Origin of the sequence: Streptomyces sp. NBC_01190, assembly GCF_045039895.1 — a bacterium.
Taxonomy (GTDB): Bacteria; Actinomycetota; Actinomycetes; order Streptomycetales; family Streptomycetaceae; genus Actinacidiphila.
In genome coordinates, this window is the sequence record NZ_CP108580.1 from 1,103,347 (window position 1) to 1,123,625 (window position 20,279).

Consider the following 20,279-nt stretch of genomic DNA (forward strand, 5'->3'; position numbering starts at 1 on the left):
GCGGGTCCACGGGGGTGAGCTCCGTGGACCCGCCGTTGATTTCAGGACAGCCGAAGTATCGACCAGCACAATTGCATCATGCAATTGCGTGGTGGGTCAGCAGGCGCCCTCGTCCTGCCAGACGCCCCACTCACCGGTGGTGCCGGGCTCCTCGTTGGTGGTCCACCACTTGGCCTTCCACTTGTGGCCGCTGTGCGCGACCTCGTTGCCGCCGACGTAGACCGCCGAGGCGCTCCACTGGGCGACACCCGAGCAACCGCCGCCGGACGGCGGGGAGGTGGGCGGCGAAGTCGTCGGACCGGTGGGCGGGGTGGCGCCGGCGAAGCGCACCGAGTACTTGGCGAAGTCGAAGTCGGACTGGGCGACGCTGCTGCACGTACCCGAAGTGGTGCCGTTGTTCGGCGGGTTGCACTGCCGGTCCCGGTTGAGCGACCAGAAGGTGAAGCGGCCCATGCCGTGACTGGTCGCGTAGTCCAGCACGGTCTGGAAGTCGGCCTGGTAGAAGTACTCGCCGGAGTCGCTGCGGCCGTTCATGCCGGAGAAGCCCTCATGGGCGTAGGCGGTCGCGGTGTCCCAGCCGAAGGTGGTCTTGAGCAGGCCGTTGAACGCGGTGAGCGCGCTGGTCTGGGAGGCCGCCCCGTTGAAGCCGCCGTCGAACGGCATGATGGAGAAGTTGTTGGGCGTGAAGCCCTGCGCCTTGGCCTCGTTGAGCATCTGCTGGCCGAACCAGCCGGTGCCGGCCGCGGTTCCCGCGGTGGTGATCGAGATGTAGAGGCCGGGGTTGTTCTGCTGGAGGATCTTGGCGGCGCCGATCTCGTGCGAGACGGCGGCGGTGTTCTCGTACTCCGGCTCCTCCAGGTCGAAGTCCATCGCCTTGAGCTGGTACTTGGTGATGACCTGCTGGTAAGCGGCGGCCGTCGAGGCGGAGTCGGCGCAGGCCTGGCCGAGTTTGGTGCCGCCGTAGCCGCCGATGGAGACGGACACGTCGCCGCCCTTGGCGCGGATCCCGGAGATCACCGAGGCCACCGCGGTGTCGCTGGAGACCGCGCTGGTGCCGCCCCAGGTCGGGCTGCACCCGCCGCCGTTGGGCGCGAGGATGAAGGCGAGCTGGAACGCCTTCAGACCGGTGGCGTCCATGATCTGGGGGGCGCTGGGCGGGTTGTTGTCCAGCGGCATCAAGTAGGGGGCGGCGGCGTACCAGTTGTTGCCGAGGGCGTTGGGTTGTGCGGCCTGCGCGGCCTGGCCGGCCCGCGCGATCCGGGCGGTCGAGGCGGTCGCGCCGCTCGCCTGTCCGGCGCCGATCGCCGCGGCGGTACCCAGCCCCGCGATGGCGAGCACGGCGGCGGCGACACCCGAACCGAGAGCTTTGAGTCGTCTCACGTCGGACCTCTCTGTGGGGGGATGGGAGCAGAATCCTGCCTTGCCGTGCACCCGTCAATGATTTGGTCCAGACCTTTAGAGCAATCCACAAATTGGTCTCTACCACTTGCCCACGCGTAGGGGCCGCTCCTCCCGGCCGGGAGGAGCGGCCCGTATGGCGGCCGAAGGCGGCAACACCGCAGGTCCGAACGGGGGCCGCACGACGTTCCGGGGGGGTGTTCGGGGGCGTTCGGGGCGTTGTTCGGGGCGGCGCCCAGGGTCAGATGACGCCTACCGAGGCCAGCGCGCGGCGCTGCGCCGGGGAGGGCTGGGCGGGGAAGTACAGGTAGCAGACACCGCCGGAGCCGCCCGATACCCCGCCGGAGGCGTTGATCCGCTTGGTGCGCAGCCAGATGGTCTCGAACTGCCCGCGCTTGTAGACGTTGCGGACCGCGTCATCGCTGCTGCTGGCCGGGTCGTTGGCCACCACATCGCCCTCGGCGGTGAACCCGGCGATGCACATGAGATGGCCGGAGGTGCCGTAACCGGCCCCGTCGAGCTCGCTGACCAGGAAGGACTGTGACGTTATCACCGGGATGCCGGCCTTGATCAGCCGCTCGGCGTCGTCCAGCGAGTGCAGCCGGGTGACGACGCCCTGGAGATCCGGGTAGGTCGCCGCGTAGGCCGCGTTGAAGGGCCAGTTGCCGCAGCCCTCGTACTGGTAGTCGTACGTGTAGCGGGCGCCCTGGTCCACCTGCGGGTCGGCGTACGAGGGGTCGACCCAGGCGAGGTCGGCGGCGGACGGGCCGCGGCCCCAGTACTCGATGACCATGGTCGACGACGTCGGACTGCACCACGCCTCGCCGCCGTTGTCGTACTCGGGGTACTGGCCCTTGTGGATGTTCTGCGAGTAGCGCGGCACCGAGAGTTCCACGCCCGCGCCGGCCCCGGGCACCGAGGTGGGCACGGTGTAGCGGTCCGGGATGTTCGAGGCCATCGCGCCGAGCCGCCACACCGTCGGGGTGGCGTGGCTGCCGGGCTTGCGCAGCAGGGTCAGCCGCAGCCGGTACGAGGCGAGCAGCGGCCCGGCGCTCGCGTCGTCGATGGAGAAGGTGTCGGTCCAGATGCTGCTCTTGCCGTCGGTCTGGTCGTCGACCGAGGTGCGGCGGATGTCCTCGGGGCCGTCGCCCGCGGTCCAGCGCCCCATCACATAGGCAGGGGTGGCGGTGCCGTCGGTGTAGGTGCCGAGCAGTTCGATCTGGATCCAGGTGCCGGCCGGGGTGTCGGCGTTCCACGAGGCGATGAGCTCGCTGGCCGGGTGCGGCACCCGGCGGACCGGGGAGGTCCAGGTGGCCGACTCCCAGGTGGCGGTGGTGCCGGTGTGCGGGTCGGTGTAGTCGAGCGTCCCGGTCGCCCGGGCGATCCGTACGCCGGCGCGCCGGCCGGGCACCGGGAGGGTGCCCTTGTGCACGCCGAAGAGCCAGTCGGGGTAGGACGTCCAGCCGTGGTAGTCGACGGGTGCGTCGTCCGGCACTGGCTGGCTTCCGCCGTGCCGCGGCGCGGCGTGCGGGGCGGCATGCGGGGCGGCGGCACCGGCCGGCGCCGGGGCGGCGTCGGCGGTGGACGCGGTGGCAGCGGCCGCCGCCACCGCGAGTGCGGCGGTCAGTACGGTACGCCGCGGCGCGTTGTCGGTCATGGCTGAATCCCCTCGGTTTCCCTCGGCGTGGATGTACGGCGTGGACGGGACGGGCAAGCGGGACGTACGCGGCGAGGGCCCGTTCCGCGCCGGGCGGGCGCGGGGGGCGGGTGACGACCGCAAACGAACGCCGACGACCACCGACGACCACTGCCGCCCACTATCGTCGTTCACCCGTCGTTTCCACCAGGGTTTCCGGCCCGCGCGCCGCAACCAATATTGGTCCAGACCACTGGCGTCAACTGGGGAGAACCACCAGGTCACGCCCGGTCAGATTGAGCCGCTCACCGCCTTCTTCGGTACAGACGACGATGTCCTCGATGCGGGCGCCGAAGGTGCCGGGCAGATAGATGCCCGGCTCGACCGAGAAGGCCATGCCCGGCTCCAGCGGCCGGGCGCTGCCCGCCACGATGTACGGCTCCTCGTGCGTTTCCAGGCCGATGCCGTGGCCGGTGCGGTGGATGAAGTGGTCGCCGTAACCGGCCGCGGTGATGATGTCCCGGCCCACCGCGTCGAGTTGCTCGGCGGTGATGCCGGGGCGCACCGCGTCGGTCTGGGCGGTCTGCGCGGTGCGCAGCACCTCGTAGAGCTCGCGGAAGGCGGCGGGGGGCTCGCCGACGGCGTAGGTACGGGTGGAGTCGGAGCGGTAGCCGTCGGCGGTGCCGCCGCCGATGTCGATCACCACCGGGTCGCCGGGGGCGATCACCCGGTCGGAGACCTCGTGGTGCGGGCTGGCGCCGTTCGGCCCCGAGCCGACGATCACGAAGTCCACGGTGGCGTGGCCCGCGGCGATGATGGCGTCGGCGATGTCCCGGGCGACCTCGCGCTCGGTACGGCCGGGTTTCAGCCATGCGCCGATCCGGCGGTGCACCTGGTCGATGGCGGCGCCTGCCGTGCGCAGCGCGGCAACCTCGGCGGGGGTCTTGCGCATCCGCAGGCCCGAGAGCACGTCGCCGGCCAGGCTCACCTGGGCGCCGGGCAGTGCGGCCTGGAAGGCGAGCAGCTTCTCCGCCCACATCTGGTTGTCCACGGCGAAGAGCGGGGCGCCCGCCGGCAGCCGGCGGGCGATCAGCTCATACGCGTCGTCCGTCTCGCCGAACCCGACGATCTCGATGTCCAGAGCGCCCGCCGGTGACGCCTCGGCGGCGGGCTTCTCCAGCGCGGGTACCACCAGGAAGGGGTCGCCCTCGGACGGTACGACCAGGCAGGTCAGCCGTTCGAGCGGGGTTGCCTGATAGCCGGTCAGATAGCGGAGGTCGGCGCCGGGGGTGATGAACATCGCGCCGACCCCGGCGTCAGCCGCGGCGCGGCGGGCGCGGTGCAGTCGGTCCGGGAGGTCGGCTGCGCCGGGCTGGAGCGGGGAGTCTTCCACCCGCCCCACGGTAATCGCATCCCCCACCCCCCGCGACAACCCCCACCGGCCGGTGGTCCCGGCACCGACCGAACGGACCCCGCGGGTGGGTCCCGCCCGAACCCGACCTCAAGCACCATCGTGGCCTGTCGCGCAGTTCCTCCCCCAGAGCTTCGCCTGGGGGTACCCCCAGCGCCCCTACAGGGCGCCCACCTCACCCTTCGCGGAAGGGGAACGCGCCCCGCCAGGAGGGGCACGTGCGGCAGGGGTCACCTAGGGTCAGAGAATGAGCACCCTCTCGCTCGCGCGGCTTGCCGCACTGCTTCCCGGGCTCGCCCCGTCCTGCGGGCCCGTTCGGGTCGTGGCGGTGGACGGGCACGCGGGGTCGGGGAAGACGACGCTCGCCGCGCGGCTGGCCGCGGAACTGGGCGGCGCCCCCACCGTGCACACCGACGACCTCGCCACCCACGAGGAACCCTTCGGCTGGACCGGCCGGCTGGCCGAGCAGGTCTGGGAGCCGCTGGCCGGCGCCCGCACCGCCCGCCACCAGGTCTACGACTGGGAGGCCCACCGCTTCAGCGGCGAGCGCGAGGTCCCCGCCGCGCCGATCGTGCTGCTGGAAGGCGTCGGCAGCGGCCGGCTCGCCGTCAGGCCGCACCTCGCCCTGCTGCTCTGGCTCGAGGTCGAGCCCGGCATCGCCCGCCGGCGCGGTCTGCGGCGCGACGGCCCCGAGCTGGCCCGTTTCTGGACCGGCTGGACCCGCGCGGAGGACGCCCACTTCGCCGCCGACCCCTCCCGGCCGTTCGCCGACCTGCTGGTCCACCAGACCGCGGACGGTTATCGGGTGGTCACCGGCGGGGCGGCCAGGACCGTACCCGCCCTGCATGGTCACCTTACGTAGTGGGACGACGGCAGCCCGCTCCCACCGGCTACGCGCTCCGCCGTACCCGCCCCGACACCGCTTGACCGGCCGGGTATCCAGCAATTACGTTTTCAACCAAGCGGTCGGAGACGCCCGCCCCTCAGACACGAAGCCCCCGGTCGTTCCCCCGTGACCGGGGGCTTCGTCCTGTCCCGATGCCGGGTATGCGGCTCTTGCGCCCCGGGCGCTCTCACCCAGCGTCACCACCCCCGCACCCTCACATGACAAGCGGCGCCGGGGCGCCGCTTGTCCCGGCACCCTACGGCGTTCGGAACATCGCGGGTACGATGCCGAAAGGGGGGCGGCCCGGCACCATGGGGGACGTGGCCGGCCGCCTCAACTCCCGCCCCAAGGCCACGGGTTGGGATGAGGCAGAAGTGGGCACGGGGGACGGATGGGTGGGGACTTGATGGACTTCGGCACCGATCGTCCGGGCTCCCCGGCCGATCTTGCCTGGCTGCGCGGTGTCGACGCGTACACCATGGGCGCCTACGTCCAGGCCGAGGAGGAGTTCAGATCCGCGGTGCGGATGGACCCGGGCATGGCGGACGCCTGGCTCGGCCTGCACGCGCTGCGCGCCGACACCTCGACGGCGCTGCTCCAGATGTACCGGCACCGGGACCGTTTCGGCGAGCAGCGGGGCGCGCACCGCCGCACCCTCAACTCCTGGTACTGGCTGGGCTGGTGGGTGCAGCCGGTGCTGGAGACCGGCCGCGACCTCCAACTGGCGCACGCCTCGCACTGGTTGGACGGCCGTCATGTCGCCGAACTCGACCGGGCGTTGGCGGACTGTCCGCCGATCGACACCGATCCGCAGGTCCGTTTCCTGCACGCCTGCCGGGCGTATCTGGTCAAGGACTGGGAGCACCTGGTCCGGCACACCGAGCCGCTGCTCGGCGACCCGGTCCTCGGCATCGAGGCGGGGCTGTTCGGCGGGATGGCCCGGGTCCGGCTGGAGATGTGCGGGCAGGCCGAACCGCTGCTGGCCGCCGCCCTGATGCGCTGTCGCAGCGAACAGCCGCAGCGCAAGGAGCTGCGCTACTGGCTGGCCCGCGCCTACGAGGGCACCGGCCGGACCGCCGCCGCGGTGCCGCTCTACCGGGCCGTGCACCGGGTCGACCCGGCGTTCATGGACACCGCCGCCCGGCTGGCCGCCATCCACGAGACGGACGACGGGCTGGATGAGGGCACCGGCGTCGCCGCCGTGTCGATGGCGGGCGCCGGCACCGGGCAGGCGATACCGGAGGGCGCGGATCTCGAACCGTCCCTGATCGGGGATCCGGCCGGCGCCCCAGGACCGGCCACCGACTTCGAGGAGTCGCTGCTGGGTCCCGGCCCGCTGGAGGACGGCATACGCGACCGGGCGTCGGCCCCGCTGGCCGGCAGTCTGCCCGCCCAACTGCCGCTCGGCGGCGCCGATCCGGTGCTGCTCACCCAGGCGCTGGCCGAACTCGACCGGATGGTGGGGCTGGAGCCGGTCAAGCGGCAGGTCAAGGCGCTGTCCGCGCAGTTGCGGATGTCCCGGCTGCGGGCCGGGCAGGGCCTTCCGGTGCAGCCGCCCAAGCGGCATTTCGTCTTCTCCGGACCCTCCGGCACCGGCAAGACCACGGTGGCCCGCATCCTCGGCCGGGTCTTCTACGCGCTCGGACTGCTCGGCGGAGACCATCTGGTGGAGGCCCAACGCTCGGACCTGGTCGGTGAGTTCCTCGGGCAGACCGCGGTCAAGGCCAATGAGCTGATCGACTCGGCGCTCGGCGGGGTGCTGTTCGTGGACGAGGCGTACGCGCTGTCCAACTCCGGTTACAGCAAGGGCGACGCGTACGGGGACGAGGCGCTTCAGGTGCTGCTGAAGCGGGCGGAGGACAACCGGGACCGGCTGGTGGTGATCCTGGCGGGTTACCCGGAGGGCATGGACCGGCTGCTCGCCACCAATCCCGGGCTCAGCTCCCGCTTCACCACCCGGGTGGACTTCCCCAGTTACCGGCCCTCGGAGCTGACCCGGATCGGGGAGGTGCTGGCCGGGGAGAACGGGGACCGGTGGGACGAGGAGGCGCTGGAGGAGTTGCGGGCGATCAGCGGACATGTGGTCGACCAGGGGTGGATCGACGAGTTGGGGAACGGGAGGTTGCTGCGCACGCTGTACGAGAAGAGCTGTGCGTATCGGGATCTGCGGCTTTCCGAGTATCCGGCGACGCCCAGTCGTGAGGAGCTGTCGACGCTTCGGCTGCCGGATTTGATGCAGGCCTACGGTGAGGTGCTCTCCGGCCGCGGACCTGGCGTACCCCCCGCCGAGGAGTAGCCCCTCCGGGCCGCACCGGTACGGCCCCACCGAGCCGGTCCGGCCCCGTACCCGATCTCAAGCGCCGTCGTGGCTGGTCGCGCAGTTCCCCGCGCCCCTTTGGGGCACGGTTCTCCCGCCGCGAAGGGGAATCGTGCCCCTTCAGGGGCGCGAGGAACTGCGCGAGCAACCCACCACCGGCGGGTGGGCCGGAGAATGCTTGGGACCCACCCACCGTGGCAACCGCTTAGCTAACGAGTTCGCCGGGGCCGGTGGCGGGGTCGGGCTCGGGGAGGGGGCCGGGCGGGGTCGGGCGGCCGGCCGGGGTCGGGGCCGGAGCATCCCGGTGCGCGGGGTCGCGCACCTCACCGACCAGCATCTCCAGCACATCCTCCAGCGCCACCAACCCCAGCACCCGCCCCGACGTGTCCGCGACCGCGGCCAGGTGGGAGGCGGCCCGCCGCATCGCGGTCAGCGCGTCGTCCAGCGGCAGGTCGGCCCGGAGCGTGGTGATCGGCCGCCACAGCCGCTGCGGCACCGGCCGGTCCACGTCCTCCACGTCGAGGACGTCCTTGACGTGGAGATAGCCGAGGTACCCCGGCTGGTCGTCGGCCGGCGCGGCGACCGGGAAGCGGGAGTAGCCGGTACGTACCGTCAGCTCCTCCACCTGCCGGGGAGTCGCGCTGGGCGCCAGCGTGATCAGCTCGCCCGGGGTGAGCAGCACCTCGGTGACCGGCCGGGTGCCCAGCTCCAGCGCGACCTCGAGCCGCTCCTGCTCATCGGAGTCGAGCAGCCCGGCGTGCCCGGCGTCCTCGACCAGGACGGTCAGCTCGGCGCTGGTGAACACCGCGTCCACCTCGTCCTTCGGCTCGACCCTGAACGCCCGCAGAATGAGCCGGGCGCACGCCCCGAGCACAGCGATGACCGGCCGGAACAGCCGGGCGAAGCCGACCAGGCCGGGGCTGAGCCACAGCGCGGTCTTCTCCGGCGCGGCCATCGCCAGATTCTTCGGCACCATCTCCCCGATCACCAGGTGCGACGCCACCACCAGCGCGAGCGCCAGTACGTAGCCGACCGGGTGGACCAGTTGCTCGGGCATCCGGGCCGCGGTGAAGACCGGCTCCAGCAGATGGGCGACGGTGGGTTCGGCGACCGCGCCGAGGGTCAGCGAGCAGACTGTGATGCCGAACTGCGCCGCGGCCATCATCCGCGGCAGATGCTCCAGCCCGTACAGCACCGTACGGGCCCGGCGCTGCTGGGCGGCGAGCGGTTCGATCTGGCTGCGGCGGACCGATACCAGGGCGAACTCGGCGCCGACGAAGAAGCCGTTGCCGAGCACGAGCAGGATCGCGAACAGCAGTTGGAGTGCGCTCATCACTCGTTCTCCTCCCCCGCGACGGGGCCGGTACGCACGATCCGGACCCGTTCCGCGCGGTGGTGGCCGACGTCGACGACCCGCAGCAGCCAGCCGGGCAGCACGGCGGTGTCGCCGACCTCCGGGATCCTGGCCAGCAGATCGGCGACGAGCCCGGCGACCGTCTCGTACGGTCCCTCGGGGGCCGCCAGCCCGATCCGGACCAGGGTGTCGATCCGGCAGCCGCCGTCGGCGTCCCACGCCGGGTTGCCGTTCTCCGGTGCGGCCTGGGCGAGTTCCGGCAGGTCGGCGGCGTCGTGTTCGTCGCGGACCTCGCCGACCAGCTCCTCGACGATGTCCTCAAGGGTGACCACGCCCGCGGTGCCGCCGTACTCGTCGACGACGACCGCTATCGGCTGCTGGCTGCGCAGCATCTCCAGCAGCAACTGGCCGGGCAGTGTCTCGGGGACGAGCAGCGGGGCGACCGCGATCCGGCCGGCCGGTGTGCGGTCGCGCAGTTCCGCGGGGACGGCGAGGGCGTCCTTGAGGTGGACCATGCCGGTGATGTCGTCCAGCCGCTCCCGGTAGACGGGGAAGCGGGAGAGTCCGGTGGCCCGGGTGAGGTTGAGGACGTCCGCGGCGGTGGCGGTGTCCTCCAGGGCGCTGACCCGGACCCGCGGCGTCATCACGTTCTCCGCGGTGAGGTGGCCGAGCGACAGGGTGCGCACGAAGAGGTCGGCGGTGTCCTGTTCCAGCGTGCCGGCCAGTGCGGAGTGGCGGGCCAGCGAGACCAGCTCGGTGGGGGTGCGGGCGGAGGCCAGCTCGTCGGCGGGCTCCACGCCGAGCATCCGCACCAGGCGGTTGGCGGTCCGGTTGAGCAGTTCGATGACCGGGCGGAAGGCGCTGGAGAAGACCTGCTGGGGTCCGGCGACCATCCGGGCGACGGCCAGCGGGCGGGAGACCGCCCAGTTCTTGGGGACGAGTTCGCCGATCACCATCTGCACGGCGGAGGCCACGATCATGCCGAGGACCACCGCGGTCGCGGGGGTCGCGCCGTGCGGTATGCCGATCGAGCCGAGCGGGCCGGTCAGCAGATCGGCGAGCGCGGGTTCGGCGAGCATGCCGACGACCAGCGAGGTGATGGTGATCCCGAGCTGGGTGCCGGAGAGCTGGAAGGAGAGTTTGCTGAGGGCCGCCACCACACTGCGGGCCCGGCGGTCGCCTTCGGCCGCGGCGCGTTCCGCGGCCGGGCGCTCGACGGTGACCAGGCCGAATTCGGCGGCGACGAAGAAGCCGTTGGCGAGAATCAGCACAAGGGCCGCCGCGAGCAGCAGCACGGAGGCGTTCATGAGGCCGCCGCTCCCCGTGCCGAGGTGGGGGTTTCCGGGGCGGGAGGGGCGGCGCGGGTATTACCGGACGGTGCGTCCATCGGGCTGGGGAAGTCACTCCTCGGTTGGCCGGGGCCCCGCGGCCGGGTTCGGCGAGGGGTGCGGGGCGGGCGCGGTGGGCGCCGTCGCTCAAGCGTAGTCATTGCGGCCGGTGTCGCGAAGGAGGGTGTGGCGCGCCGGTCGGGTCCTGCTCCCGGTTCGCCGGGTCCGGCGCCCCCTCCGCCGCGCGGAAACGGCCGGTCGGGATCTGGGTCGCGATCTGCCTTCAGGGCCCGCCGGGGGCGGTCTCGCGGGCCTCGCCCAGCTCCTCCACCAGGGCGCGCAGCCGCAACGCGTCGTGCAGCGCCCGCCGCTTGGCGATGCCGGGCTGGATGCCCATCACGGGCAGGCTGGTGCCGTCGGCGAGGTCGAGGTGCACCCAGGCGTCACCGTTGCGCAGATGGACCGCCAGCACCTCCGCCCAGGCCAGCCGCCGTTTGACGATGAGGTTGACCACCGTCAGACCGGCCGCGTCGGCGATTGCCCTGGGCCGGCTGAGCAGCACCAGCACCGCCCAGAAGGCCGCGCCCGTGAGGCTCACCACGATCCGGTCGCCGGTGCTCCAGGGGGCCGCCCCGTCGTGGGGCATCGCCACCGCGACGGTGGTGAGGGCGGCGAAGAGCGCCGCGCCCAACGACAGCAGCACCACCCGGGTGACGACCGGCCGGAAGGTGACCGGCAGGTCGTCCCGGGTGCCGGCCGAGCCGGTCCGGCGGCCGTCCACGGCGATCACAGACGCGCGGCGTGGATGCCGGTGGTCAGGATGGCGCGGGCCCCGAGGTCGTAGAGCTCGTCCATGATCCGCTGGGCGTCGGCGGTGGGGACCATCGCGCGGACCGCGACCCAGCCCTCGTGGTGCAGCGGCGAGACGGTCGGGGACTCCAGTCCCGGGGTGAGGGCGACGGCCCGCTCGACGTGCTCGGCGCGGATGTCGTAGTCCATCATCACGTAGCGCCGGGCGACCAGGACGCCCTGGAGGCGGCGCAGGAACTGCCGCACCTTCACGTCCTCGCCGTCGGCGCCGATCGGCCGGACGACGATCGCCTCGGACTCCATGATCGGCTCGCCGAAGGTCTCCAGACCGGCGTTGCGCAGCGAGGTGCCGGTCTCCACCACGTCGGCGATGACCTCGGCGACGCCGAGCTGGATGGCGGTCTCGACCGCTCCGTCGAGGTGGACCACGGCGGCGTCCACGCCGTGGTCGGCGAGGTGCTTCTCGACGACGCCCTCGTAGGAAGTGGCGACCGTCATCCCGCTCAGGTCCTGGACGGCGGTGGCGGTGCCGGGCCGGGCGGCGTAGTGGAAGGTGGAGCGGGCGAAGCCGAGTTTGAGGATCTCCTCGGCGCCGGCCCCGGAGTCGAGCAGCAGGTCACGGCCGGTGATGCCGATGTCGAGCCGGCCTGAGCTGACGTAGATCGCGATGTCGCGGGGGCGCAGATAGAAGAACTCGACGCCGTTGTCCGCGTCGACCATGACGAGTTCCTTGGACTCCTTGCGCTGCCGGTACCCCGCCTCATGCAGCATGGCCGCCGCGGGAGCCGACAGTGAGCCCTTGTTGGGGACGGCGATACGCAGCATGAGGACGGGTTCCTTCTCTCGGGGAGTCCGGGGGCGGGGTGGTGCTCGATAACACGCTAAGGCCGCACGCTCTACAGATGGGCGTAGACGTCGTCCAGGGAGATCCCCCGGGCGACCATCATCACCTGAACGTGGTAGAGGAGTTGGGAGATCTCCTCGGCGGTGGCGGCGGCGCCTTCGTACTCGGCGGCCATCCACACCTCGGCGGCCTCCTCGACCACCTTCTTGCCGATCGCGTGCACGCCCTTGCCCACCAGCTCCGCGGTGCGGGACGTGGCTGGGTCGCCGGTGGCGGCCTTGTGCCGGAGCTCGGTGAAGAGCTCCTCGAATGTCTTGTTCGCCATGGTGGTCCTAGGGTACGGGGAATGCCGGCCGGTCACCGCCAGGGTTCGGAGACCGAGCGCAGTATGGTCGCGGTGGCGACCGCGGCGGTGACCGCTTCGTGGCCCTTGTCCTCGTTCGATCCCGGCAGTCCGGCGCGGTCCAGCGCCTGCTCCTCGGTGTCGCAGGTCAGGATGCCGAAGCCGACCGGCACCCCGGTGGCCACGGCGACCTGGGTCAGTCCGGCGGTGACGCCCTGCGAGACGTACTCGAAGTGCGGGGTGCCGCCCCGGATGATCACCCCGAGCGCCACGATGGCGTCGTAGCCGCGCTCGGCCAGCGCCTTGGCGACGACGGGGAGTTCGAAACTGCCCGGCACCCGCAGGATGGTCGGCTCATCGATACCGAGGTCGTGCAGGGCGCGTTCGGCGCCGTCGACGAGTCCGTCCATCACCTGGGTGTGCCATTGCGCCGCGATCACGGCGACACGCAGGTCGCCGCAGTTCTTCACGGTCAGCTCGGGGGCGCCCTTACCGCTCACTTCTCTCCTTGGTGCTTCGTGTGCCTGGTGCCTGGTGCCATGTGCGTGGTGCTGTGTGCGTGGTGCTGTGTGTTCGGTGCCGTCTGCTCGTGCCGTGTACGGCACCGGTGGTGCGCCCGGGGGCCGGCGGTCAGTGGCCGGCCGCGTCGAGCCACGGCAGGTCGTGCCCCATCCGGTCCCGCTTGGTGCGCAGGTACCGCAGATTGTGCTCCCCCGCCGCGACCGGCATCGGCTCGCGTCCCCGTACGTCCAGACCGTGCCTGACCAGGGCGCCCGCTTTGGCCGGGTTGTTGGTCATCAGCCGCAGCGAACGCACCCCGAGGTCGAGGAGGATGCCGGCGGCGGCGCCGTAGTCGCGGGCGTCGGCGGGCAGGCCCAGTTCCAGGTTGGCGTCGAGGGTGTCCCGGCCGCGCTCCTGGAGTTCGTACGCGCGCAGCTTGGACATCAGGCCGATGCCGCGTCCCTCGTGGCCGCGCAGATAGAGCACCACGCCCCGGCCGGTCTCGGCGACCTTGCGCAGCGCGCCCTGCAACTGCGGGCCGCAGTCGCAGCGCTGGGAGCCGAACACATCGCCGGTCAGGCACTCGGAGTGCACCCGGACCAGCACGTCGTGGCCGTCGCCGAGGTCGCCGGCGACCAGCGCGATGTGCTCCACACCGTCGTCGGTGCCGCGGTAGCCGTAGGCGCGGAAGTCGCCGAAGGCGGTGGGCAGCGTGGTGCTGGCCTCGCGGCGGACCTGCGGCTGCGCGGCACGGCGGTAGGCGATCAGGTCCTCGATGGAGATGATCGTCAGACCGTGCTCGCGCGCGAAGGGCACCAGGTCCGGCAGCCGGGCCATGGTGCCGTCCTCGTGGGCGATCTCCACGATGGCGGCGGCCGGCCGCAGTCCGGCCAGCCGGGCCAGGTCCACCCCGGCCTCGGTGTGCCCGGCCCGCTCCAGGACGCCGCCGGCCCGGGCGCGCAGCGGGAAGACATGGCCGGGGCGGACGAAGTCGCCCGCGCCCGCCGAGGGTTCGGCGAGCAGCCTGATGGTGGCGGCCCGGTCGGCGGCGGAGATGCCGGTGGTCACGCCGTGCTCGCCACTGGCGTCCACCGAGACGGTGAAGGCGGTCCGCATCAGCTCGGTGTTGCTCTCGACCATCTGCGGCAGGTCGAGCCGGTCGAGATCGGACCCTTCCATCGGGACGCAGATGAGCCCGCGGCACTCGCTCATCATGAAAGCGACGATCTGCGGGGTGATCTTCTCGGCGGCGACGATCAGATCGCCCTCGTTCTCCCGGTTCTCGTCGTCGACCACCACCACCGGCTTGCCGGCCGCGATGTCGGCCAGCGCGCGCTCGACCGGGTCGAGGGTGAGCGCGCCGAGGGGACCGGCAGAAGCCTCGTCGTACCAGTCGTCCTGTCCCGCGGTCACATTGTCCTTCAGTACGGTCACGGCTTTCATGCCGTCACTCCTTCCGCGACGGTGCCGGTGCTCGGCGTGTCGCTGGTGGGCCGGATCGCGGGCGGAACGCGCCTGGTCTGCTGCCACCAGGCGTACATTCCGGCGATCACCAACACGAAGTAGACGATGTAGACCAGGCCCGAGAAGGGCAGGCCGCTGTGGAAGTTGAGCGGCACGCCGACCAGGTCGACGGCGAGCCAGGCGAACCAGAACTCGACCCAGCCGCGGCCTTGGGCGAACATCGCGGCGAGCGTCCCGGTGAAGATGTACGCGTCGGGCCACGGGTTCCAGGACAGCGCGGGGAAGGTGCGGAAGAGCGAGGCGACGGCGACGGTGCCGAGCCCGGTGGCGGCGACCAGCACGGCCCGCTCCCGCCAGGTGGCGAAGCGGATGGTCAGGTGTCCGCGGACCGCGCCGCCGCGCCGCCACTGGTACCAGCCCCAGCCGGCCATGGTGATCACCACGAACTGCTTGCCGACGCCGCCGCCGAGGTGCGCGCCCCAGAAGGCGGCCACCAGCACCACCCCGGACAGCACCTGGACCGGCCAGGTCAGCATGGCGCGCCGCCAGCCGAGCGCGAGGGCGGCCAGGCCGAGCAGGTTGCCGATCAGGTCGGACCACACGACGTGCTGGTCGAAGGCGGTGAACGCCTCGCTGTTCAGCCAGTGCACGATGCTCACCTGAGGCCCCCGGGCTCGGTCGGCGCGCCACCGGACATCATCCGCTCCACGTACTTGGCGATGACGTCCACTTCGAGGTTGACCGGGTCGCCGGGCTGCTTGATGCCGAGGGTGGTCAGCGCGAGGGTGGTCGGGATCAGGCTCACGGTGAAGCGGTCCGCCGCGGCCTCGACGACGGTGAGGCTGATGCCGTCGACGGTGATGGAGCCCTTCTCCACCACGTAGCGGGCGAGTTCGGCGGGCAGCGCGATCTCCACCAGCTCCCAGTGCTCGGCCGGGGTGCGGGCCAGTACGGTGCCGGTGCCGTCCACATGGCCCTGCACCAGGTGCCCGCCGAGCCGGCCGCCGAGCGCCATCGGGCGTTCGAGGTTGACCCGGGAGCCGGGTCCGAGGGCGCCGAGGCTGGAGCGCTTCAGCGTCTCGGCCATCACATCGGCGGTGAACGCGCCGTCCCCGAACTCGACCACGGTCAGGCAGACGCCGTTGACGGCGATGGAGTCGCCGTGCTTGGCGTCCTCGGTCACGACCGGGCCGCGGACGGTGAAGCGGGAGGCGTCGCCGAGGTCTTCCACGGCGGTGATCTCACCCAGTTCTTCGACGATTCCGGTGAACACTTCAGCTCTCCTGACGTGCGGTGGGGACGGCGGTGACGCGCAGATCGGGTCCGAGGCGGGCGACGTCGATCACGTCGAGCCGCAACGCCCGCGCGATGGTGCTGATTCCTGCGTCGGCCAGCGCCGCCGGGCCGGCGCCGAGCAGGGCGGGGGCGAGGTATCCGGTCACCGCGTCGACCGCGCCGGCCGCGACGAACGCCCCGGCGAGGGTGGGGCCGCCCTCGAGCAGCACCGAGCGGACCCCGCGCCCGTCCAGCTCGGCGAGCAGGGCCTTGATGTCGAGCCCGGTGGCGGCGCGGGGCAGCCGGACGATCTCGGGGCCCGCCACGCCTCCCAGGTGCCCGGTGTCGGCGTCCTCGGCGACGGCGATCAGCGTCGGCGCGGCGTCGTCGAGCACCCGGGCCCCGGGGGCGATCCGGGCCTCGGTGTCCAGGACGACCCGCAGCGGCTGAGTGGCGCCTTCGATGCCGCGGACGGCGAGGTGCGGGTCGTCGGCGAGCAGCGTTCCGGAGCCGACCAGCACCGCGTCGGCCTCGGCGCGCAGCTTGTGCACGTCCTGGCGGGACTCCGGGGAGCTGATCCAGCGGCTGCTGCCGTCGGCGGCGGCGATCCGGCCGTCGAGGGTCGCGGCGTACTTCCAGCGCACGTGCGGACGGCCCTGGCGGACGGAGGTGAGCCAGGCGATGTTGACCGCCTCGGCCTCGGCGGCGAGCAGTCCGCTCGCCACGTCCACCCCGGCGGCGCGGAGGGTCTGCCCGCCGCCGGCCGCGGCCGGGCTGGGGTCGGCGACCGCGTAGACGACCCGGGCGACACCGGCTTCGAGGAGCGCCTGGGCGCAGGGGCCGGTACGGCCGGTGTGGTTGCAGGGTTCGAGGGTGACCAGCGCGGTGCCGCCCCGGGCGCGTTCGCCAGCGGCGAGCAGGGCGTGTACCTCGGCGTGCGGGCCGCCCGCCTCGCGGTGCCAGCCCTCGCCCGCCACGACGCCGGCCGCGTCCAGGATCACACAGCCGACCACCGGGTTGGGGGCGGTGGCGCCGAGCGCGCGGGCGGAGAGCGCCACGGCGCGCCGCATCGCCTCGGTCTCCGCGGCACTCGCGGAATCCCTGGAACGCGCGGAATCCCTGGAACTCGTGGAAGCGGCCACCGGGTCCTCCTGCCTCTTGGGCACGGACTCCGGGGCGTGGTGGGAATTCGGGCGAACACCGCTCCCCGCACACCGGGGCACTCGCGGGACCACGCTCGGCGTGGCCCGCCTGTACGGCGGCGTACCGTGAACAACGCCCGCCGCGCACTGCCTCCCATCCGGACTTTAACCGTCGGTCCAGGAATTTCACCTGGTCAACCGGCCGCTGGCTGCGGTCGGGTCGCGGACTGTAACCGCCGGTTCGGAATTGCACCGACCCCGGAGTGCGCAAACGTCACTGATACGAACCCCATGGTGCCACGCACCACCCCCACCGGCCCACCCCCACCCTGTGCGCTCCCTCACACTCCCCCAAGGCCCGCCCCGAAGGCGCACGGGCGGCAGCCCCAAAGGGGCGCGAGGAACTGCGCGACAAGCACCCCCACCCACCGCAAGATCCGGCGACGAACAGCACCCCACCACCCCGGGCGGCCCCGCCCCCGCCGCCGCCCCCTATCCCCGCACGGGAGCGAACAGCTCGTCCTGCGCCGCCTCCACCGCCGTAATCACCGCCCCGCGCAAAATCGCCGCGCCCGCAACCCCCGTCGTCTCGACAAGCGTCCGCAGCGGAGACAGCCGAGCCAGCCGCTCGCCGACCAGCTCGGCCAGCACCCGGCCACCCCCCTGCCCCACCTCCCCCGCGAGCACCACCCGGCCAGGGTCGAGCACCGCGCAGATCGCCGCCACCCCCACCGCGACCCGCGCGGCCAGTTCCGCCAGGAACGCCTGGCCGGCCGGGCCCGCCGTCAGCGCCTCCCGGACCACCGCCCCGGCCGCCGCCGCGTCCGCGAGCGGTCCGGCGGGAAGTCCGTGCGAGCGGGCCAGCCCGCACACCGCCCGGCTGCCGACCAGCCCGTGGTAGCCGTTGTCGCAGTCCGTCGCGGTCGGCAGCTCCCCGGTGAGCGAGATCGGCAGAAAGCCGACCTCGCCCGCGCCTCCGGAGATGCCCCGCCGAAGCTTCCCGTCGAGCACCACCGCCGCTCCGACGCCGCCGCCGATCCAGAGCAGCACGAAGGTGTCGGCGTCCCCGGCCGGGTGGCCGCGCTGCTCGGCCACCGCGGCCAGATTGACCTCGTTCTCCAGCAGCACCGGCACCCCGAGCCGCTTGCGCACCTCGTCCACCAGGTCGCCGTGCCAGGCCGGCAGCGCCGCGGAGGATCGGAGCAGTCCGGTCAGCGGGTCGATCAGCCCCGGCGCCCCGAAGGCCACGGTGTGCAGCCCGCTGGCGGCGCCCGCCGCGCGGGCGGTGTGCTGGAGCAGGGCGACGCCGTCCTCGATGATCCGGGCCGGCTCCGCGCCGTCGGCCACCGGCAGTTCGGCCCGGGCGACGGTGCGGCCGAGCAGATCGGCGATCTCCACCGCGATGGACTCGATCCGGATGTCGAGTCCCGCGACGTACGCCCGGTCGGCGACGATCCCGTAGAGCCGCGCGTTGGGGCCGCGCCTGGCCTCGCCGGTCTCGCCGACCACTTCGATCAGGCCGGATTCCTGGAGCCGTTCGACGAGATCGGCCACGCTGGGCCGGGACATACCGGTCAGTTCCTTCAACTGCCCGGCGGTGAGCGGCCCTTCTTCCTGGAGCAGGCGCAGGGCGAGCCGGTCGTTGATGGCGCGGGCGGTCCGGGGCGACGCGTTGCGCCCGGGGTGCGCGCGGGTCACGGTCATGCGGCGATCCTTCCAGACCTCCCGACCGGGAACCGACGGTCTGCGGGCTTATTTTTCAGGAAGCCTTCCTGATAGCTTACCGGCCATGCAGAGCGCTGACGCCAGGGGGCGTTCCCCCGCTTCGGTCCGCCGGGCCCACCTGACCATCGCCACCGCCTTCGCCGTACACGGCGCGGTGAACGGCACCTTCGCCACCCGCATCCCCTGGATCAAGGACCATCTGCACCTGAGCGCGGGCCAGTTGGGCCTGGCACTGGTCTGCCCGGCGCTCGGCTCCTCGCTGCTGATGCCGCTGGCCGGCCGGCTGATGCACCGCTACGGATCCCGCGCCGCGCTGCGGCTGCTGCTCTGCCTGTGGTGCCTGGTGCTCCCGCTGCCCGCGCTCGCCCCTGGCCTGCCCTGGCTCTGCCTCGCGCTGCTCGTCTTCGGCGCCAGCGCCGGTATGACGGACGTGGTGATGAACGCGCTGGGGGTCGCGGTCGAGGAGGAGAAGGGCAAGTCGATCATGTCGGGGCTGCACGGCATGTGGAGCCTGGGCACCCTGGTCGGGGCCGGCATCGGCGTCCCGGCCACCCATGTCGATCTGGATGCCCGGATCCACCTCGCCGCCATGTCCGCGCTGCTCGTGGTGGTGGCACTGCTGATCTGCGCCAACGCGCCCGACGTCCGCCCCTCGGCGGACGAGGAGGCACCGCCGCGCTTCGCGCTGCCGCCGCGCGCCGCCCTGGTGATCGGCGTCGTCGGCTTCTGCGGCACCTTCGCCGAGGGCGGCAGCTCCGACTGGTGCGCGGTCTATCTGCGGGATGTCACCCATGCCTCCCCGGCGCTCGCGGCCTTGGCGTACACCGGCTTCTCCGCCGCGATGGTGACCACCCGGCTGCTGGGCGACCTCGCGGTACGGCGGCTGGGCCCGGTGACGACGCTGCGGGCCGGCGGGGTGGTCGCGACCCTCGGCGGCACGCTGGTGGTGCTCTCGCACGGCCCGGTCACCGCGATCGGCGGCTTCGCGCTGCTCGGTGTCGGGGTGTCCACGGTGGTACCGCTGTGCTTCGGGGCGGCCGGGCGGAGCGGCCCGGTGCCCAGCCAGGCGATCGCCGGTGTGGCGACCGTGACCTACACCTCGGGGCTGATCGCGCCGGCGGCCATCGGCGCTATCGCCGGGGCCAGTTCACTGACTGTGTCGTTCGCGCTGGTCACCGTGCTGGCGGTCGGCCTGGTGCTGGGCGCGGGGGTGGTGCGGGCGCCGGCCAAGCCGGGGCCGGGCCCGTCCGCCGCTTCCGGATCGGCCGTTCACGTGTCCGCCCCGCTGCCCGCCCCCGCCCCGAACACCACCCCGGTGGAGTGACGCGGCGGGCGGACCCGATACGGGCTCCCGGCGGTCGCGGAAAGCGGGGTGCGGACAAGCCCGGAAAGACACGGAAAGTTGCGGCAAGACACGGAGAGATGGGCAAGATGCGGCGAGGTGCGGGGAGCGCAGAGGAGCAGCCCGGTCGGCCGGCGGGGCCGGGCCCCGGAAAACCGAGAGGCCCGGCGGGCACGCACGGGGGAATCGGGCCCGCCGGACCGTGCTCATTACGTTAGCCGTCGTTCGCGGTCCGGTGGGGCCGTGGCCGCCGAATTCATGCCGCGCGAATACGCCATGGCACAGGCGCGCCTCCATCTGCCGTGTGTGGCAGGGGAGTTGGGAGTGCCGTAGGTCCGGACCAGACCGGCGATCCCAGCCCGCCGCGCGGCCCCGGGAAGGGGATCCGCAGGAGGGCCCGGGGAGATCCGGTGACCGGCGGGCGGGCGCGGGACAGGAAGGTTTCTCCCGTTCACGCGTTCACCCGTTCCGGCGAAAGAGCGGCGCGGGCACCGGCTCCCGTC

Annotated in this window: 17 protein-coding genes and 1 riboswitch; of the genes, 3 read left to right on the forward strand and 14 right to left on the reverse strand. The window is 72.6% G+C overall.

The window, feature by feature from the left end; genetic code table 11:
• Positions 1–96: 96 nt before the first annotated feature.
• From OG519_RS04635 to OG519_RS04645, 3 genes are all read right to left on the reverse strand, one after another.
• Entirely contained in the window at positions 97–1,380 is a 1,284-nt protein-coding gene (locus tag OG519_RS04635) for a carbohydrate-binding protein (RefSeq protein WP_405578994.1), read from the reverse strand.
• 259 nt (positions 1,381–1,639) lie between these two features.
• Positions 1,640–3,055 (reverse strand): C39 family peptidase, encoded by a 1,416-nt coding sequence (locus tag OG519_RS04640; RefSeq protein ID WP_405578997.1) that lies wholly within the window; start codon positions 3,053–3,055, stop codon positions 1,640–1,642.
• 238 nt (positions 3,056–3,293) lie between these two features.
• On the reverse strand, positions 3,294–4,427 hold the full coding sequence (locus OG519_RS04645; RefSeq protein ID WP_405578999.1) for a M24 family metallopeptidase: 1,134 nt from the start codon (positions 4,425–4,427) through the stop codon (positions 3,294–3,296).
• Positions 4,428–4,692: 265 nt separating this feature from the next.
• Between OG519_RS04645 and OG519_RS04650 the strand changes: the two genes are divergently transcribed.
• Entirely contained in the window at positions 4,693–5,307 is a 615-nt protein-coding gene (locus OG519_RS04650; protein WP_405579002.1) for a uridine kinase, read from the forward strand.
• A 430-nt stretch (positions 5,308–5,737) separates the two neighbouring features.
• Positions 5,738–7,627, forward strand: a complete 1,890-nt coding sequence (locus tag OG519_RS04655) for an AAA family ATPase (RefSeq protein ID WP_405592462.1) — start codon at positions 5,738–5,740, stop codon at positions 7,625–7,627.
• A gap of 226 nt (positions 7,628–7,853) precedes the next feature.
• Here OG519_RS04655 and OG519_RS04660 read toward each other — a convergent pair whose 3' ends face one another.
• The 11 genes from OG519_RS04660 to OG519_RS04710 form a co-directional block, all read right to left on the reverse strand.
• Positions 7,854–8,981: a hemolysin family protein gene (locus OG519_RS04660; protein WP_405579005.1), complete on the reverse strand. Its 1,128-nt coding sequence runs from the start codon at positions 8,979–8,981 to the stop codon at positions 7,854–7,856.
• Positions 8,981–10,309, reverse strand: a complete 1,329-nt coding sequence (locus OG519_RS04665; RefSeq protein ID WP_405579007.1) for a hemolysin family protein — start codon at positions 10,307–10,309, stop codon at positions 8,981–8,983. Before OG519_RS04665 ends, OG519_RS04660 begins: the two co-directional genes overlap by 1 nt.
• Positions 10,310–10,613: 304 nt before the next feature.
• A complete protein-coding gene (locus OG519_RS04670) occupies positions 10,614–11,120 on the reverse strand; it encodes a PH domain-containing protein (protein WP_405579009.1) in 507 nt (168 codons plus the stop codon).
• A complete protein-coding gene (hisG, locus tag OG519_RS04675) occupies positions 11,117–11,965 on the reverse strand; it encodes an ATP phosphoribosyltransferase (protein ID WP_405579012.1) in 849 nt (282 codons plus the stop codon). Before hisG ends, OG519_RS04670 begins: the two co-directional genes overlap by 4 nt.
• 71 nt (positions 11,966–12,036) lie before the next feature.
• Positions 12,037–12,309 carry a phosphoribosyl-ATP diphosphatase gene (locus OG519_RS04680; protein ID WP_405579014.1) on the reverse strand — a complete coding sequence of 91 codons (273 nt, stop codon included), beginning with the start codon at positions 12,307–12,309 and terminating at the stop codon, positions 12,037–12,039.
• A 32-nt stretch (positions 12,310–12,341) separates the two neighbouring features.
• Positions 12,342–12,827: a 6,7-dimethyl-8-ribityllumazine synthase gene (gene ribH, locus OG519_RS04685; protein WP_405579017.1), complete on the reverse strand. Its 486-nt coding sequence runs from the start codon at positions 12,825–12,827 to the stop codon at positions 12,342–12,344.
• Between the two features lie 130 nt (positions 12,828–12,957).
• Complete coding sequence (locus tag OG519_RS04690; RefSeq protein ID WP_405592464.1) at positions 12,958–14,241, reverse strand: bifunctional 3,4-dihydroxy-2-butanone-4-phosphate synthase/GTP cyclohydrolase II; 1,284 nt, start codon at positions 14,239–14,241, stop codon at positions 12,958–12,960.
• Between the two features lie 26 nt (positions 14,242–14,267).
• Positions 14,268–14,951, reverse strand: a complete 684-nt coding sequence (locus OG519_RS04695; RefSeq protein WP_405579019.1) for a nicotinamide riboside transporter PnuC — start codon at positions 14,949–14,951, stop codon at positions 14,268–14,270.
• Positions 14,948–15,565 carry a riboflavin synthase gene (locus OG519_RS04700; RefSeq protein WP_405579022.1) on the reverse strand — a complete coding sequence of 206 codons (618 nt, stop codon included), beginning with the start codon at positions 15,563–15,565 and terminating at the stop codon, positions 14,948–14,950. The genes OG519_RS04695 and OG519_RS04700 overlap by 4 nt, the downstream gene beginning before the upstream one ends.
• A gap of 1 nt (position 15,566) precedes the next feature.
• Positions 15,567–16,637: a bifunctional diaminohydroxyphosphoribosylaminopyrimidine deaminase/5-amino-6-(5-phosphoribosylamino)uracil reductase RibD gene (ribD, locus tag OG519_RS04705; protein ID WP_405592466.1), complete on the reverse strand. Its 1,071-nt coding sequence runs from the start codon at positions 16,635–16,637 to the stop codon at positions 15,567–15,569.
• A 212-nt stretch (positions 16,638–16,849) separates the two neighbouring features.
• A riboswitch (FMN riboswitch) is annotated at positions 16,850–16,980 on the reverse strand.
• A 221-nt stretch (positions 16,981–17,201) separates the two neighbouring features.
• Positions 17,202–18,413 carry an ROK family protein gene (locus tag OG519_RS04710; RefSeq protein WP_405579025.1) on the reverse strand — a complete coding sequence of 404 codons (1,212 nt, stop codon included), beginning with the start codon at positions 18,411–18,413 and terminating at the stop codon, positions 17,202–17,204.
• An 85-nt stretch (positions 18,414–18,498) separates the two neighbouring features.
• On the opposite strand from OG519_RS04710, the gene OG519_RS04715 reads away from it, so the two are divergent.
• A complete protein-coding gene (locus tag OG519_RS04715; RefSeq protein WP_405579027.1) occupies positions 18,499–19,758 on the forward strand; it encodes an MFS transporter in 1,260 nt (419 codons plus the stop codon).
• Positions 19,759–20,279 lie beyond the last annotated feature (521 nt).